The 15,575-nt window shown below is 60.3% G+C and carries 15 protein-coding genes and 1 pseudogene; 9 read left to right on the top strand and 7 right to left on the bottom strand.

What is annotated here, in order from left to right; all coding sequences use genetic code 11:
* The first annotated feature begins 26 nt into the window (after positions 1–26).
* Complete coding sequence (locus RWJ89_RS08150; RefSeq protein ID WP_221998725.1) at positions 27–467, top strand: YqaA family protein; 441 nt, start codon at positions 27–29, stop codon at positions 465–467.
* Here RWJ89_RS08150 and RWJ89_RS08145 read toward each other — a convergent pair.
* Both RWJ89_RS08145 and RWJ89_RS08140 read right to left on the bottom strand, forming a co-directional pair.
* Positions 450–953: a cytochrome b gene (locus tag RWJ89_RS08145; RefSeq protein ID WP_168282232.1), complete on the bottom strand. Its 504-nt coding sequence runs from the start codon at positions 951–953 to the stop codon at positions 450–452. The genes RWJ89_RS08150 and RWJ89_RS08145 overlap by 18 nt on opposite strands.
* A gap of 88 nt (positions 954–1,041) precedes the next feature.
* Entirely contained in the window at positions 1,042–1,245 is a 204-nt protein-coding gene (locus tag RWJ89_RS08140; RefSeq protein WP_168282234.1) for a hypothetical protein, read from the bottom strand.
* Between the two features lie 229 nt (positions 1,246–1,474).
* On the opposite strand from RWJ89_RS08140, the gene copM reads away from it, so the two are divergent.
* The 3 genes from copM (at position 1,475) to RWJ89_RS08125 (ending at position 2,918) form a co-directional block, all read left to right on the top strand.
* Positions 1,475–1,906, top strand: coding sequence for a CopM family metallochaperone (copM, locus tag RWJ89_RS08135; protein WP_168282236.1), 432 nt, complete (start codon positions 1,475–1,477; stop codon positions 1,904–1,906).
* Positions 1,907–1,917: 11 nt separating this feature from the next.
* Positions 1,918–2,250: a four-helix bundle copper-binding protein gene (locus RWJ89_RS08130; protein WP_003539709.1), complete on the top strand. Its 333-nt coding sequence runs from the start codon at positions 1,918–1,920 to the stop codon at positions 2,248–2,250.
* 113 nt (positions 2,251–2,363) lie between these two features.
* Positions 2,364–2,918: a c-type cytochrome gene (locus RWJ89_RS08125; RefSeq protein WP_077980980.1), complete on the top strand. Its 555-nt coding sequence runs from the start codon at positions 2,364–2,366 to the stop codon at positions 2,916–2,918.
* 61 nt (positions 2,919–2,979) lie between these two features.
* Here the strand turns inward: RWJ89_RS08125 and RWJ89_RS08120 are convergent, their stop codons facing one another.
* Together RWJ89_RS08120 and RWJ89_RS08115 are read right to left on the bottom strand one after the other, a co-directional pair.
* A complete protein-coding gene (locus tag RWJ89_RS08120; RefSeq protein WP_131642686.1) occupies positions 2,980–3,660 on the bottom strand; it encodes a peroxiredoxin-like family protein in 681 nt (226 codons plus the stop codon).
* 74 nt (positions 3,661–3,734) lie between these two features.
* Complete coding sequence (locus tag RWJ89_RS08115) at positions 3,735–6,980, bottom strand: adenylate/guanylate cyclase domain-containing protein (RefSeq protein ID WP_131642687.1); 3,246 nt, start codon at positions 6,978–6,980, stop codon at positions 3,735–3,737.
* Between the two features lie 274 nt (positions 6,981–7,254).
* Between RWJ89_RS08115 and RWJ89_RS08110 the strand changes: the two genes are divergently transcribed.
* Together RWJ89_RS08110 and RWJ89_RS08105 are read left to right on the top strand one after the other, a co-directional pair.
* The gene (locus tag RWJ89_RS08110) at positions 7,255–7,506 is read left to right on the top strand and encodes a ribbon-helix-helix domain-containing protein (RefSeq protein WP_027665810.1); all 252 of its coding nucleotides are present in this window, start codon (positions 7,255–7,257) and stop codon (positions 7,504–7,506) included.
* Between the two features lie 2 nt (positions 7,507–7,508).
* Positions 7,509–7,859 (top strand): type II toxin-antitoxin system RelE/ParE family toxin, encoded by a 351-nt coding sequence (locus RWJ89_RS08105; protein WP_131666953.1) that lies wholly within the window; start codon positions 7,509–7,511, stop codon positions 7,857–7,859.
* Positions 7,860–8,025: 166 nt separating this feature from the next.
* On the opposite strand, the gene ilvB is transcribed toward RWJ89_RS08105, so the two are convergent.
* Both ilvB and RWJ89_RS08095 read right to left on the bottom strand, forming a co-directional pair.
* Entirely contained in the window at positions 8,026–9,732 is a 1,707-nt protein-coding gene (gene ilvB / locus RWJ89_RS08100; RefSeq protein WP_316030823.1) for a biosynthetic-type acetolactate synthase large subunit, read from the bottom strand.
* Between the two features lie 422 nt (positions 9,733–10,154).
* Positions 10,155–11,243: a LacI family DNA-binding transcriptional regulator gene (locus RWJ89_RS08095; protein WP_316030822.1), complete on the bottom strand. Its 1,089-nt coding sequence runs from the start codon at positions 11,241–11,243 to the stop codon at positions 10,155–10,157.
* A gap of 348 nt (positions 11,244–11,591) precedes the next feature.
* Between RWJ89_RS08095 and RWJ89_RS08090 the strand changes: the two genes are divergently transcribed.
* From RWJ89_RS08090 to RWJ89_RS08080, 3 genes are all read left to right on the top strand, one after another.
* Complete coding sequence (locus RWJ89_RS08090; RefSeq protein WP_131642690.1) at positions 11,592–12,554, top strand: sugar-binding protein; 963 nt, start codon at positions 11,592–11,594, stop codon at positions 12,552–12,554.
* Between the two features lie 79 nt (positions 12,555–12,633).
* Positions 12,634–14,175, top strand: a complete 1,542-nt coding sequence (locus RWJ89_RS08085; RefSeq protein WP_316030821.1) for a sugar ABC transporter ATP-binding protein — start codon at positions 12,634–12,636, stop codon at positions 14,173–14,175.
* Between the two features lie 44 nt (positions 14,176–14,219).
* Entirely contained in the window at positions 14,220–15,245 is a 1,026-nt protein-coding gene (locus tag RWJ89_RS08080; protein ID WP_316030820.1) for an ABC transporter permease, read from the top strand.
* A gap of 72 nt (positions 15,246–15,317) precedes the next feature.
* Here the strand turns inward: RWJ89_RS08080 and RWJ89_RS08075 are convergent.
* Positions 15,318–15,575, bottom strand: a pseudogene (locus RWJ89_RS08075) (ISNCY family transposase); the annotation flags it as partial.

Genomic DNA, 15,575 nt, shown 5'->3' with positions numbered 1-15,575 from the left:
TCAACAGGAGCTGTTCTTTTCCGACGATGATCGATCTCGCGTCTTATCTCGGCCTTTTCGCCGCGGCTCTCGGCGCGGCAACAGTGCTGCCGATGCAGTCGGAGCCCGTGCTGGTTGGCCTTCTTCTTAGCGGAAAGCTCTCCGTTCCGGTTCTGCTGGCCGTCGCCAGCGTCGGAAACACGCTTGGAAGCATCGTCAACTGGTTCCTCGGACGCGGAATCGAAAATTTTCGTGACCGGCATTGGTTTCCGGTCGGCGAGAAGGCGCTCGAGCGTTCGTCCTGCTGGTACCGGAAATACGGAAAATGGACGTTGCTTCTGTGCTGGATGCCGCTGTTTGGCGACGCCCTGACCGTTGTCGCCGGCGTACTCAGGGAGCCGCTCCTCCCCTTCACGATCCTGGTGTTCGTCGCCAAGACCGGCCGCTATGTCGTGCTGACGCTGATTACCTTACAGATCGTCGGCTGACCGCTTCCGGCGCGGGAACACCATCCGGTCGACTGTCTCGTCACGGGCGACGACCGTGTGCCAAATCGCCGCGGCGAGATGCAGCGCCACCATCGCCAGGATGATCCTTGATCCGATGACGTGGTATGGCGCAATCCCGAACCAGAAGTAGCTCGCGACGACGCCCATGCAGGCCTGCCCAATAATCGCGGCGTAGAAGGCGTGGTGAAGCGCCGCGGCTGCTCGCTCACTCCATGAGCGGGGTGCGCTGGTTTCGGAGGGCTGAAGAAGACGAAGAACCAGCCGCAGGCCCATCAGCAGGCCAATCGCCATTCCCGCGTAGTTGTGGAGATGGTGCTGGACGACGTCCCAGTACGCCGGAGTCATGCCCATGTGGACGGCGTGGTGGGTTCTCTCGATGCTGCCGCCCGTCAGATACTGGACCGGCACTAGGAGGGCGATCAGCCAGTGAAGTCCTATCTGGGCCAGCGAATAGCCAGGTTTCATCGAATTCTTCCGAGCGAGAGGCGCAGACTAGCCGGCGACGGTTAATGCTTCCTCATCGGCCGTTGCCAAAACGCAAGGCCGCCACAGATCACTGGTACTGTGGAACATTGCGGCTGCCGCACAGTTCGGCGCCGGAAGGAAACCCAGCCGAATGAGACTTGGAAGCATCTTCCGGTACGCTCAGCTTTTGCTCGTCGCTCTCCTGGTGGCGGCGAATTCTTTCGGCATGGCCGCGGCGCCGAGCACCTTGCAAAGCCAGCACTGTGCCGTCGTGGGGGAGCGTGATCGCCATGCGGGGCATGCCTGCGGCACGCAGGCCGGGTGCTGTTCGGCGATGCACTGCTGTCCGATCCTTCCGGAACTTGCCAAGGTCGCGGCTCCGCGCTTCGAACCGGGGAGGCATGAACGGACGGAGCCCGTCGACAGGCCGCTCCTGCTGATCCGTTCAATCGATCCGCCGCCCCGATTTCAGGCGGGCTAAGACGGACCAAACAATCAACCAAATTTTCGGAGATCGAAAAATGAAGACGTTCACCAAGCTTGCCTTGTGCACGGCAGTCGCCGCCGGCTTTGCAATCCTGCAGTCGGCGGTTTCCGCCCAGTCGACGACGGCCTATCCGGAAAAATGCAAGTCCGAAGACATGGACATGTCGAAGGCGGACATGCCTTCGGGCGGCATGCCGATGGGCGACATGACCGACTACCAGAAGGCGTCGATGGACGGCATGAAGGGCATGCACATGAACATGATGCAGGGGATGATGAAGAAGGACGCCGACGTCTCCTTCGTCTGCGGCATGATCGCCCACCACATGGGCGCGATCAGCATGTCGGAGGTCGAACTGAAGTACGGCGACAATGAAGAGGCCAAGCAGATGGCCAAAAAGGTCATCGAAGCCCAGAAAAAGGAGATCGAAGAGATGTCCAAGTGGGTGGACAAGGAAGCCAAATAGGAGATTGAGCCATGCATCACATGTCGACTGAAATGAAAGCCTGCATCGACAATTGCCTCGCTTGCTACAGCGAATGCCTGTCGATGGCCATGGGACATTGCCTGGAACTGGGCGGGGAGCACACCAAGCCTCCGCACTTCAAGCTGATGATGGCATGCGCGGAGATTTGCCGGACCTCCGCGCACTTCATGCTGATCGGCTCGGAGCACCATAAGCATGTCTGCCGGGAATGCGCAGAAATCTGCGGACAGTGCGCCGAAGACTGCGAGCGGGTGGGCGACATGCAAAGCTGCGTCGACGCCTGCCGCCGTTGCGCCGATAGCTGCCGCAAGATGGCGGCGTGATCGGGGAGGGCGTTCTCCGTCCGCCCCCTTCCTGCCCAGATGAGAACGGATATCCGTTGAAGCGACGGATATCCGAAGCAAGCGGCATGGCCCGGTTTTGGAACGCAGCGTTTATGAAACAACCCGCTTATATGAAGAAGGCTGGGCTGCTCTCCATCGTGGGAGCAGTCCTGATGGCCGGGCTTCCATCGCCAGCCTCGGAGGACCTCGTCTCCCGTCGACAGGCGGACATGAAGGCCATGGCCGCCGCGGCGAAGACGATCTCCGGCATGTTCAAGGATCCGGCGGCCTACAACGCCAGCGAGTTCAAATGGGCGGCCGACACCATCCGCGACAAGTCCGGGAGTATTCTCTCCGCACTTTTCGCGTCCGAGGCCGACAGTCGACAATCGAAGGCCGGGCCGAACATCCTTAAGGAGCGCGACCGGTTCGACCGCATCGCCAACGACCTGCGCGACTACGCCGTCGCGCTGGACGCCGCCGCGCAGAATAACCCAGGACAGATGTCCGCCAGCATGCGCATGAAGCCTGGGGAAGCGATGGGTGGCGGCCCGCTCGGCACCCATGTTCGCAACGAGCAGGAACTGCTGGCAATGCCGGCGGAACACGCGTTCCACCTTATGCTTCAGACCTGTACGACCTGCCACGCCAAATTCAGGATGGAATAGGGGCGATCACGCGGGACCGGGAATTGCTCGCCTTGTTCAAGCGTCCGACCTTTCGGCCCCATCAAACAGCCATGTTCGACGCTGCCGACATCACTTCCCGAGGGGCTGGACCGCCGAACATATGGCGGCCATCCTCCTCGACTTCGGTGAAACACCAGCGCACGACGCCATCCCGATCGAGCAGGAATTCGCCGACGAGCTGGCCGTGGCCGGCGGCGATCATCTGCTTGTCATCCTCGGTGATTTCATAGCCGTCCGCCTTGTCGAGGAATTCCGACGCCGCCATCGGGTCCATAGGCGCTGGAAGCTCGCCCGGCATGTCGATGCGCATCGACATCACCGTGTTCATGCTGACTTTGCGCGGCCACTCATTCTCATCTTCGGTGAACTGCAGATTCGGCAGGCCGAAGGCCTTGTGCGATACCCGTTCCGGGTCCGAGGCCGCCAGCAGATTGGGAAGCGGATGGTAGCGGAAATAGAGGCGAGCGCGGTCGATCGGCGTGTTGACGACGGTCAGGCTGTCGATGCCTTTCTCCTGCAAGGCATCGGTGAGTTCGGCCATGGCGGCGATCTGCCGGCGACAGAAGGGGCAATGCAATCCGCGGAACAAACCGATGAGCACCGGCTTCTGGCCGCGAAAATCGTCGATGGCGACCTTGCCCTGGCGGGTGATCGCATCCAGCACCACGTTCGGCGCGCGATCTCCCGGCTGTAACGGTCTTGCGGCGTGGTTCTCCTGCATGTTTCGTTCCTCCCTTTATCTTCTTGAATCGATTTTCCTAATCGATCTCCGGCGATCACTGCAACGAGGACAAGTCAGTCGAGAAACGGCAGGACGACGAGCGTGCCGGGGTCGAGGTTGTGGCGGATGCACACATCCTGTGCCAGCGTGAAATACCGTTCCGCCTCGTCCATGTCGTCATGCTCAAGGCTGAGTGTCGCCAAGCCATCATAGCACGGAAAGAGCAGTTGCGGTTCATCAATTTCCTTCGCAACCTCAAGGGCTTCTTCGTAATACTTACGAGCTAGCTTCGGCTGCCCGTGGCACTGATGAATCTGGCCCAGCACGATCAGCGGCACGGAGAGGTGGTCACGCTGATCGAGCGCCCGGTCGATTTCGACGGCCTTCTCCGCCGCTGGTACACCCTCGGCGGCGCAGCGATCGGTGAAGGTACAGCAGGCAACTGCGAGGTTGGCGAGAAGGCGCGCCTGGAAGCCGAGATCGCCAATACGGATCGCAACCTCCAGACCGCGCCGGCAGATTCTGATGGCGTTGGCAGGATCGACAATCGTGTAGAGAACACCAAGATTGGAATAGGCGCGACAGGCAGCACTTTGCAGATCCGCCTTTTCGGCAACAGAGAGGCTACGCTCCACTTCCTGCACGGCCTCGCGGCGGCGTCCGAGCCGCGCAAAGGCTACCCCCTTGGTATTCAGCGCCTCCGCCATCGCTCGCGCTGTCTCCCGTCCGGCCTCGGTCGTCCCGTCGATCGGCAGCGTTTGCAGGCATTGCAGCGCCTGCGTCGCCCACTCTGCGGCAGCGGACTGATCCCCCATGCGGAAGGCCAGATGGCCGCGCTCCTGCAGAACATGTGCACGTTCGACCGGCGCGTCGATCGTAGCGATCATCGCTTCGGCTTCGGCCAAATGTGTCTCCGCTTGATCGCGGCGTCCTGCATCGAGATGCAAACGGCCGATCTTGCGCAATATCCTCGCCGCGGCGATAGGGTCATCTTTGGTGCGATGGGTCGTCAGCGCCCGCTGATAATGGTTCAAGGCGGCGTCGCGCAGGCCGGCGGGACCGCAGAGATCGGCAAGACGCTCCAGGAGCGCCTGTTGCTCTGGTGTCACCTCCGCCTCGTTTGCGAAGGCCGCAAGGGCCTGACGATAGAGGCGCATTGCATCGTCATTGGCGTAGGCCTTGCGCGCCAGATCGCCCGCCGCCATCAGATAGGTGGCGCCCTTGGCCTTTTCGGTGGTCAGGCTGAAGTGATGGCCGAGCTGTGCCAGATGCTCGGGCCGGTCGGGCGCTGCACCATATTGACGTTCCAGAACCCGGCCGATCCGTTGATGAAGCTCCATGCGCCGTTGCAGCAGGAGATTGTGGTAGATGACGTCATGCATCAGCGTCTGGCTGAAGCGATAGCCCGGCGAGCCGCCGGCATCCGGCCCGCGCAATTCCTCGATGATATTGGCATCGCAGAGATGATCCAATGCAGCATCGATGGCGGCCGGGTCTGTGGCGACGGTGCGGAGCAGGGCGGTATCGAACTTCGGGCCGACCACCGCCGCCTCTTGCGCCAGCCGTCTGATCTCCTGCGGCAGACGATCGACGCGGGCAAGCAACAGGGCTTGCAGGTTCACCGGTATATCGACATCCGTGTCTTCCGCTGCGACATGCCAGCGCTGGCCGTCATTGTGCAACGTGCCCATGTCGATCAGCGCCCGAAGGGTTTCTTCGATGAAAAGCGGATTGCCGCCGGCGCGGTCGAGGATGCGTTTGCGCATCGTCACTGGCAACTTGGCATAGCTCTCGCCAAAAAACGCAGCAAGCAGCTTCTGCCCGTCGGCCGCAAAGAGTGGGGCAAGACGTTGGACGGTGACGCTGACACGATTGGAGTCCAGTGGGTCGGTCTGCGATGTCGGCCGGTAGACCGCCAGCAGCATCAACCGGCTGCGCTCCAGCCGGTCCATCATGAAGCGAAGCACTTCCAGCGAGGCAGCGTCCGCCCAGTGCAGATCCTCAATGACAAGCAGCAGGGGACCTTGCGCCAGTCGCCGCTCGAAGACGGTGCGGACGGCATAGAAGATCTGCCGCCGCAGCTGCTCCGGCTCGATGTACCGCAACGCGCCATCGGGATCGCCGAGGCCGAGGACATGCAGAAAGAGCGGCAGAAGTCCCTCGACCTCCTCCTGCGTCAGATCGAGCGCGCGAAACCCCGTTGCCAGCAATTGCCGCGCCCTGTCGAGATCGTCTCGCTCGCCAATGCCGTAGGCGCTGCGCACGACCGCGCCGAGCGTGCCATAGGATTGTTCGCCGAGGGGAGAGCAGGTCGCTTTGCGGATGGCGAGGCCCTGGAAACGAGCGGCATTGCTGGCTATCACGACGAATTCATTGACCAGCCGCGACTTCCCGATACCCGCTTCGCCGATCAGGCGGACAAGCTGTGCTGCCCCGCCGCAGGCAAGATCGAGGCATGTCAGCAACCGCGACATTTCCGTATCTCGTCCGATCATCGGCGCCTGAAGGCCGAGACTCTCGAGCCCGCGCGCCGCATGCGGCGCTTCCAACAGCCCTGTCAGCCGATGGACAAGGACGTTTCCGCTTTTGCCGCGCAACGCCTGCGCACCGAGACTCTCGAAGGCAAAGGCATGGCGGGTGAGGCGATAGGTCAGCGGCCCGACAAGGATATCGTTTTCGCCGGCCATGGATTGCAGGCGTTGGGCGGTGTTCACCGTGTCGCCGGTCACCGAATAGGATTTTGTACTGACCGCACCAAAGCCGCCGGTAACGACAGGGCCGCTATTGATTCCGATATGCAGACGCAGCGGCACGCCGGCCCGGGCGTGCCAGCGCTCGCCGACCTGCGTGGCCCGACTGATCATATCGAGTGCGGCACCAAGCGCCCGGACCGGATCGTCCTCATGAGCGACCGGCGCGCCGAACAGCGCCAGCAGCGCATCGCCGACGAACTTGTCGACGAAGCCGCCATAGGCCTCGACCGCCTGGGTCATCTCTTCGAACAATTCGTTCTGCAGCACCCGCATGACTTCAGGGTCGATCTGCTCGCTCAGAGTCGTGAAGCCGCAGAGATCGGCAAAGAGCACGGTCACCGGCCGCCGGTCGGCATCGCCGTCAGATTTAGACTGCACCGTCTCGATGTTTGGCTTCGACGCGGGTTGGACTTTGCCTGAAACCGACGCGCCACAGCTGGGGCAGAAGGCAAAATCGGGCTGACAGGGATAGCCGCAGGCAGCGCACGAGATCGGTTGCCTTGCGCCGCATCGCGGACAGAAAGCAAAACCGCTCTGAATATTGAACCCGCAGCCGGCGCACTCCATCGCACGCGTCTCACGAAAGCCCAAACTGTTACGGCTATTTCAGCCGCAACCAGCGGGCCTCAAAACAGGAACAAGCATGAACCTGCTGCCCCAGGCCCGCAAGCACTAAACAAACGGCGAACCGACGATGATGATCCTGTTCGGAACATCTTTAAGCCAGCCGAGTCGCCGAGCGAGGTTCGAGAAACCATGTCACGATTGAATTCTTTGTGATGAATATTGACAATATATGCTACGCTGCACCACGATAGAGGAAGAACGAAAGGGTATGCCCATGGCATCGGGCAGCATTCATGTGAAGGTCAGCGGCGTGCTGCAAGATCACATTCAGCAGCAGATCGGTGACGACGGCCTCTATGAGAATGCGAGCGAGTACATTCGCGCCCTGATCCGACGCGATTTGCAAACGCGCGACGAGGCATGGGATGGCCTGCAAAAGGAGCTTGCACCCGCAATGCGTGCCGACGACAGCGAGTTTGTCGTCGTTTCCGCTGAAGACGTTATCCGCCGCAACAAGCGCCGCTGAGCATGGTAGCCTATCGGTTTTATCCACGCGCTGACGCCGCGCAGGACAAGATTTGGCGTGACACTTTCGAAGCGTGGGGAGAAAAACAGGCAGATGCGTACATTCTCGGGCTGCATGTTTATTTGCAGCGTTTATGTGAAGATCGCCTGATCTGGCGACAGCTTCCGCAACGGTTGGCAGTTCCCGCTGACATCAGGCGTCGGGCCTATTTCAGCCGCTATGAGCATCACTACCTATTCTTTCGTGAGCTTGATAACGGTGATCTTGGCGTCATGAGCATTCTTCACGAACGGATGGATTTACCGGTGCGGCTTAAAGAGGACTTGGCCGCTCTTTCAAACAAAGAGTCGTGACACAGCATCTTTGATCAGAAGCGGGCTGAAGAAAATCGATCTCATAGAACGGCATAAATCCATGATCGAGACGCCAGTCTCGATCATGAGGTCTTCGGCTAGGATAGACGATGACTGCGGCTGCACGATCGCACGGCTTGCTTTTGGGGTGTTCGATCATCAGCCGTTACTGCCGATGGGTATCGGTCAGCCTTGCAACCCGGCAGTGGAGGAGCACCGGCCGGTCCGCGTCGATCATCTCCTTGATTTTGGCGTCGAGTTCGCTTGGGCTTTCGCAACGAAGGCCGATGGCGCCATAGGCTTCCGCGAGTTTGGTGAAATCGGGCAGTGAGGCCGAATAAGAGCGCGCTCGACTGTTGCCATCCGGCATGGAATCCCATTCTTGCGCCATGCCCGGATGCTCATCGCTCAAGACGAAAATCTTGATCGGCGCTTGATGCTGTATCGCCGTCGACAGCTCTTTCATCGTCGTTTGCACCGACGCGTCGCCGGCAATGTCGATGACAAGGCGGCCGGGATTTGCGAGCTGCGCCCCCAGCGCGGCAGGAAGGCCGAAACCCATAGTCCCCAATCCCCCTGAGGTAATCCAGCGATTGGGCCTGTCGAAACCGAAGAACCGCGCCACCCACATCTGCTGACCGATCTCCGTGGCGATGATCGGGTCGTGCGGCTTTGTCAGCGCATACAGACGCTCCAGCGCATGTTGCGGCATGATTGCATGGTCCAGCCGCTCGTAGGAAAACGAATCGTGGGTTCGCCAATGGTCGATCTGCGTCCACCACGCCCGCAACCGTTTCTGGTCGGGCATAGTGGAGAGCGACCGCCAAGCATGGATCATATCCGCCAGCACATGCGCGGCGTCGGCTTGAATGCCGATGTCGACGGGAACGCGTTTGTTGATCGACGAGGCGTCGATATCGATCTGGATTTTCTTCGAGTGAGGCGAAAACTCATGGACGCGCGAGATCGCGAGATCGTCAAACCGCGCGCCGATGGCGAGCATCAGATCGCAGTCGCCAATTGCCATATTGGCTTCATGCGATCCGTCCTGTCCGGCGACGCGCAGCCAGTTCCGCCCGCTGGCGGGATAGGCTCCAAGCCCCATGACGGTCGACGTTACGGGAAAGCCGGTGAGGTCGACGAACTCACGCAACAATCTCGACGCCTCCGGTCCCGAATTGATGATGCCGCCGCCGGCATAGATGATGGGTTGCCGGGCTTCGGCCATCAATGCGACCGCCGCTCGGATCGCGTTCCGATCGCCTTGCATTGCCGGCTGGTAGCTCGTCAGCGCAGCTACCTGGTCAGGTGCAACGTAGGTCCCGCTGGCGAAGAGCACGTCCTTCGGCATGTCGACGAGAACAGGGCCGGGTCGGCCGGCCGCCGCGATCCGGAAAGCCAGATGGATCGTTTTGGCCAGATCGTCGACGTGTTTGACGAGGAAATTGTGCTTTGTGCAGGGGCGGGTGATGCCGACCGTATCGCATTCCTGAAAAGCGTCGGTACCGATGAGACTTGTCGGCACCTGGCCGGCGAGGCAGACGAGCGGAACGGAGTCCATAAGAGCATCCTGCAGCGCCGTAACCGCATTTGTAACGCCTGGTCCCGATGTCACCAGCATGACGCCAACTCTTCCCGTCGAGCGGGCATAGCCTTCGGCGGCGTGTCCGGCGCCTTGCTCATGGCGCACCAGGAAATGTTTGATGTCCTCCTGTTGGAAGATTTCGTCATAGATCGGCAGCACCGCTGCGCCGGGATAACCGAAAATGTGTTCGACACCGTTGTCGCGCAGCGCCTGCAGAACGATCTCGCCGCCGTTCATGCGACGATCAGAGGGGGTGTTGAGGAAAGAGTTGGCTGTCTCGCCGGTCATATCTGGGTTCCGTCGTGAGTGAGGTGATGGGTGCGACGGGGCATAAAAAAAGGCCCCGTCAGGGACCTGTTTTCGGCGCATGGGTGGCTATTGCCGGACGATCAGACCGTCCTGCCCATGCGCGATATCACCACTACGAGAACCATTGCGATTTTCATGGCGCTAGAGCTAGCTCTAAATCCACACGTCGTCAACGTCGCCTCTGCGTAGATTGTATCTGTGGTTGAGATTATTTGAGATCGGTGGTTCGTCAGTGACGACGCAAGGGCAGGGCGATCCGTTCGCAAGCCTATCGACCAACGGCAAGCTCTGCCCGCTCTATCGCTCGAGAAGTGATTTCTACCACTTCCTCCAATGTGGGCCGGTCAGGAGTTCCGAGCGAGCTGGGCTCCACTCAGTGGATGAGTGACCCGGCGCGAACGCTATGGCGACGTATATGCACCATCGAGGATCTGCCGCGCCTCGGCCCGCGGCGCGGCGACGGAATGACGCTTAACGAGCGAGCATTCGAGCTTCGCAATGGGATAGCGCCTGCCGGGCACACTTTCCGGGTTGAGATGTTCGATCGCCCATTGCCCCATGGCAAGATGGGGAAGGACCGAAGTCGTCAGCGGGGGTACGAGATGTCGTGAAATTTCTTCGTCGTCATAACCCACCACCGACATGTCCTGGGGAATGCGAAGCCCTGCATCCTTGAGCGCTTCGTAGCACCCGATGGCAGTGCGGTCGTTCTGGCAGAAGATCGCAGTGGGCGGCTCTTTCAGAGCAAGCAGTTTCATCGTGGCGGCATAGCCGGCACTGGCCGACCAGTCGCCTTCAATGACCAATTCCGGATCGAAGGGTATATCGGCGGTCGCCAGCGCGCGGCGATATCCCGTCAGTCGGTCCTGCGCCGCCTGCATCCAGATTTCACCGGTGATCGTCGCGATACGATGGTGTCCGTGCATGATCAGATGCCGGGTAGAGCTCTGCCCTCCGGCGATCTCACTCGGCACCACGGCGGGAAAGGCATGGTCCACGGTATAACAGTTCAGCAGGACCGTCGGGATGTTGAGCTTGCTGACATAGGATGGAAGCTCCACCTGGCGAGTATAAATTGTCATATATATGAGCGCCGATATGCCTCCGTTCGTCAACGCCTCGATTGCTTTCGGCTCCATGACGGGGTCACTGAGCGTCTGGGTTACCAGAAGGACATTGCCGGCGTTCCAGGAGGCTTGCCGCGCGCCTTCGATCGCAACGATCGCTTCCGGGCTGGTGGCGAGTTGATCCACGGCGAAACCGATGACGTTGTCCAGTCCCGAATAAGAGGCCTTCGTCGTATAGGTCTTCTCCATGTAACCGAGCGCGCGCGCCGCCTCCAATACGCGATCGCGCGTCTGCTGTGAGATGCGGGTGCCGGGTGTGTCGTTGAGGACGAAGGAGACGGCCGCCTGCGAGCAGCCAGCCGCCGCGGCGATGTCCATCATCGTCACGCGCACAGGCTTATTTTGGGTCTTGGACTTTCGCATTCGTGGAGACTGTCTCTGCTTGGGATAACGGTTCAGGGTGATTGATTGTCGGTTTTGGTAATTAATATTATCATCTATCTGAAAGCGCTGGCAATTGCAGGAATTGTTGCAACTCTATCAGTTATTGGCAAGTGTCAGTACAAAATCGCCATCGTAGCCATTGCACGATGAAATGTTTTGATCTGCATTGATAATACTATTTACTAATTAAATTTCTTGTATACCGTCAAGGAGCGATCGGAACCTATGCCACTCGTCGCTTTGCGACGGCCCTAGGAGGGGGCGCGCATCCGGCCGGCCGTAAATCGGAAACGGGCCCGTGCAACTGCGGCCCTCGGGAGGTGTATTATGAAACAGCTGAAACGCAATGCAGCCTTGTTCTTCGCCGGGTTGATGCTGAGCGCGGCACCGATTGCCGTATCAAATGCTGCCGACAAGCCGACACTCGCATTTGTCGTCAACGGCGCATCCGACTTCTGGAAAGCCGCAGAGGCGGGCGTGAAGAAGGCGCAGGGCGAGATGCCCGACTACCAGATGGAGCTGAAGTACCCTGAGCAGGCATCTGTCGCCGTTCAGCAACGGCTTATGGAAGACTTGGTCAGTGCCGGCGTCAAGGGGATCATGGTTTCCGCAGTCGATCCCAAGACCCAGACGGACGGTTTGAACAAGATCGGCTCGCAGACTGCTCTCTTCACCACAGATAGCGACGCGCCGCAGACCAACCGCGTCGCCTATATCGGCTCATCGAATATCGACGCCGGCATGCAGGCCGCCGAAATCGCCAAGAAAGCGATGCCGGACGGCGGCAAATGTATCGGCTTCGTCGGCCTGCTCGGCGCCGATAATGCCAAGGAACGCATCCAGGGCATGAAGGACGGCCTGAAGGGCACGAAGATCGAGCTGACAGATGTACGCGGCGACGATATCGACCAGACGCGCGCAAAGAAGAACGTCGAGGATGCGCTGGTGGCCAGCCCCGACGTCACCTGCATGGTCGGTTTCTACTCCTACAATACGCCGCGCATCTATGAGGCGTTGCGCGACGCCGGCAAACTCGGCCAGATCACCGTCGTCGGCTTTGATGACGATCCGATCACGCTCGGCGGCGTCAAGGAAGGCACGGTCGCAGCGACCGTCGTGCAACAGCCGTTCGAATGGGCCTATCAGGGCATGAAGCTGATGGCGGCCTACCTCAAGGGCGACAAGTCAGGCGTTCCTAGCAACGGCTTGATCATCATACCGACGGTAATCATCGGCAAGGATGACGTTGACAAATATGCCGCCAGCCTGAAGGCCATGTCTGGAAAATAACCCTCTTTCGCGGCGGGGGCACTTGCCGCCGCCGCGAAAGACGTCCCATGCCGACAGCATTAGCAGCTATGGACAGGCGATGAACCACAGCTCCGACTTCCCGTCACCGGACGCGCTTGCAACGCCGTTCCTTTCGCTTTCCGGCGTTGGCAAGTCCTATCCGGGCGTCGTTGCGCTTGAGGGCCTGTCGATCGACATCATACCGGGCGAGGTCATCGGCCTCGTCGGCGAGAACGGGGCTGGAAAATCGACGTTGATGAAGATTCTCGGCGGCGTGATCGCACCCGACCGAGGCACGATCCTGCTCGATGGCGCAGAGCTTCATTTTCTCACTGTGGAATCGAGCATCACATCCGGCATCGCCTTCGTGCACCAGGAACTCAATCTCTTTGAGAATCTCGACGTTGCCGCCAATATCTTCCTGGGCCGCGAACCGCTGAAGGCCGGACCTTTCAAGCTCGTCGATCGCAATCGGCTGCGAGACATGGTGAAGCCGCTCTTGAAGCGGGTAGGGGCTCATTTTTCCGCCGACACGCCCGTCGCATCGCTTTCCCTTGCCGAGCAGCAGATGGTGGAAATCGCCAAGGCGCTGTCCATCAACGCCAGGCTCGTCATCTTCGACGAACCCACGTCCAGCCTGCCGCTGGCCGAAACCGAGCGGCTCCTGAGCATTATCAAATCGCTGAAAGCCGATGGCATCAGTGTGGTTTTCATCTCGCATCGCCTCCACGAGGTTGAGCGCGTCGCAGACCGGGTCGTGGTCCTGCGCGACGGCACCCTTGTGGGCACGCTCGCCAAGAAAGACATCGGTCACGACCAGATGGTCAAACTGATGATCGGCCGGGTGCTTGCGGCCCGGACCGCAAAACCGCAGCGCTCGCCCGGCTCGGTTGCGCTGAAGGCAAGCGGCGTGCGCACCGAGGCCTATCCCGGCCGCCCCGTTGATCTGGAAATCCGGTATGGAGAAATCATGGGGCTTGCAGGGCTCGTTGGGTCGGGCCGCACCGAGCTTGCAAAAGTACTCTTCGGCATCGACCGGAGCTACGGCGGAGCCATTCTGCAGGACGGGCGGCAAATTGCGGTCAGTTCTGCCCGAGATGCCGTCGCTCGTGGCATTTTCCTGGTCCCGGAGGATCGCAAGCGCAACGGCATTCTTCTTGATCTTACGATCGCCCAGAACATAAGCCTTGCCGACCTTCCCCGGCTCTCCAGCCGCTTCATGCTTTCTGCCGAGCGGGAGAGGGCGGCGGCCGAAAAGCAGCGCGTTCGCCTTGGTATCAAGGCGCCCTCCGTTTCGACGCGAACCGGCACTCTGTCCGGCGGTAACCAGCAGAAGGTGGTACTTGCCAAATGGTTGTCGATGAGCCCGAAGGTGATGATCTTCGACGAGCCGACACGCGGCATCGATATCGGCGCGAAGAACGAGATCTACGGCCTGATGCGAGCACTTGCCGATGCCGGAGTGGCGATCCTGATGATCTCCAGCGACATGGAAGAAGTGATCGGCGTTTCTGACCGCATCGCCGTCATGCACGAGGGCCAGATCGCCGGCATATTGGAAGAGGACGAAATCAGCCAGGAAAGCGTCCTTTTGCTTGCCGTCGGCAAAAGGGTAAAATAGCGGCTGCGGCACATAAAAATTACGTATCGGGGGATGGATCTCGAATGATCAAAAAAGATCTCGGACTGCTGCTTTTGATCGTCGTCGTCGGCATCGTCGTCGCCATCATCAATCCGCGCTTCCTGCTGCCGATCAACCTGGCCAACACTGCCAACCTGATCGGTCTGTTTGGCATCCTGTCGATCGGCCAGGCCTTTGTCATCATTACAGGCGGTATCGAGCTTTCCGTGGGCTCGCTGGTAGCACTTCTCGGCGTGCTGTTCGTCGATTTCATCGCGGTCCAGGATATGTCATGGATGCTGGCGCTGCCGCTCATTCTCGCGCTCGGCGCGGTCATCGGCGCCGTCCACGGCTGGCTGATCACCCGGCTCAATCTGCAGCCCTTCGTCGTCACCCTCTGCGGCCTCCTGATTTATCGCGGGGCAGCGCGCTTCTATACGGCCGACGGAACCGCGGGTTTTGCTTTCGGCCAGAATTTTCCAGACCTCGAATTCCTGACCGCCGGACGGTTTTACGGCGTTCCCAACACCTTCATCGCACTCGTCATCATTGCCGTGGTCATGTGGATCATGCTGCATCGCTCTGTTTTCGGGCGTTATCTTTACGCAATCGGGAAGAACGAGGAGGCGGCCCGCTATTCCGGTATCCGTACCGGCCGCATGATCATGTCGGCCTATGTCATCTGTGGGCTGCTGACGGCGCTTTCGGCGATCTATTTCGCCATGTACACGCGCTCGATCTCGCCGGCGAGCCATGGCCAGTTCTACGAACTCTACGCGATTGCCGCCGCCGTACTTGGCGGTTTTTCGCTCCGCGGCGGCGAGGGGTCGATCGTCGGCGTCGTGCTGGGGACGGTCCTGCTCCAGGAGCTGCAGAATCTCGTCAATCTACTGGGTATTCCCTCGTCGCTGAATTTCGCCGTCATGGGTGGCGTGATCCTCATCGGCGTCCTGATCGACCAACAATGGCACGCGATCCGCGCAAAGCGCCGCCTTGTCTCGGCCGCCCGGCAGGCCGAAACTCGTCTTTCGAACGAAGGCAGTTTGCCAGCGGTTGCCAATCAGGACTAGGTCAATTGATCGGGCCATGCGTGTCGTGACCTTTGCCCCGTTGCAAGATTAGATCGGGGCGGGTGAGGGCGCCGATCCATCGTTCTGAACCAGCTCCCCGAAACAGTCGCGCCGGCCGCGTGGCTGGAAAACCCGCTTCTTGCGCTCGCGACGCGAGACCCAGATGCCGGCCTCGGTCATCCATTGACGCAGCGTTTCCTTGGCCACCGAGATCCGGTGCAGCTCGATCACCAGCGTCGGACCGAAATCCAGATAGCGCTCCCGGATCAGATCCAGCGCCGCATTGCGAAACTCCTCGCAGTGCGCCGGTTGCTCGGCTGCGATCGGGTC

It is taken from the genome of Rhizobium sp. 10PS4 (assembly GCF_032464805.1).
In the GTDB taxonomy this organism is placed as follows: Bacteria; Pseudomonadota; Alphaproteobacteria; order Rhizobiales; family Rhizobiaceae; genus Rhizobium; species Rhizobium laguerreae.
Note: the sequence above shows the minus strand (reverse complement) of the source record. Positions and strands in the feature narration are given on the sequence as shown.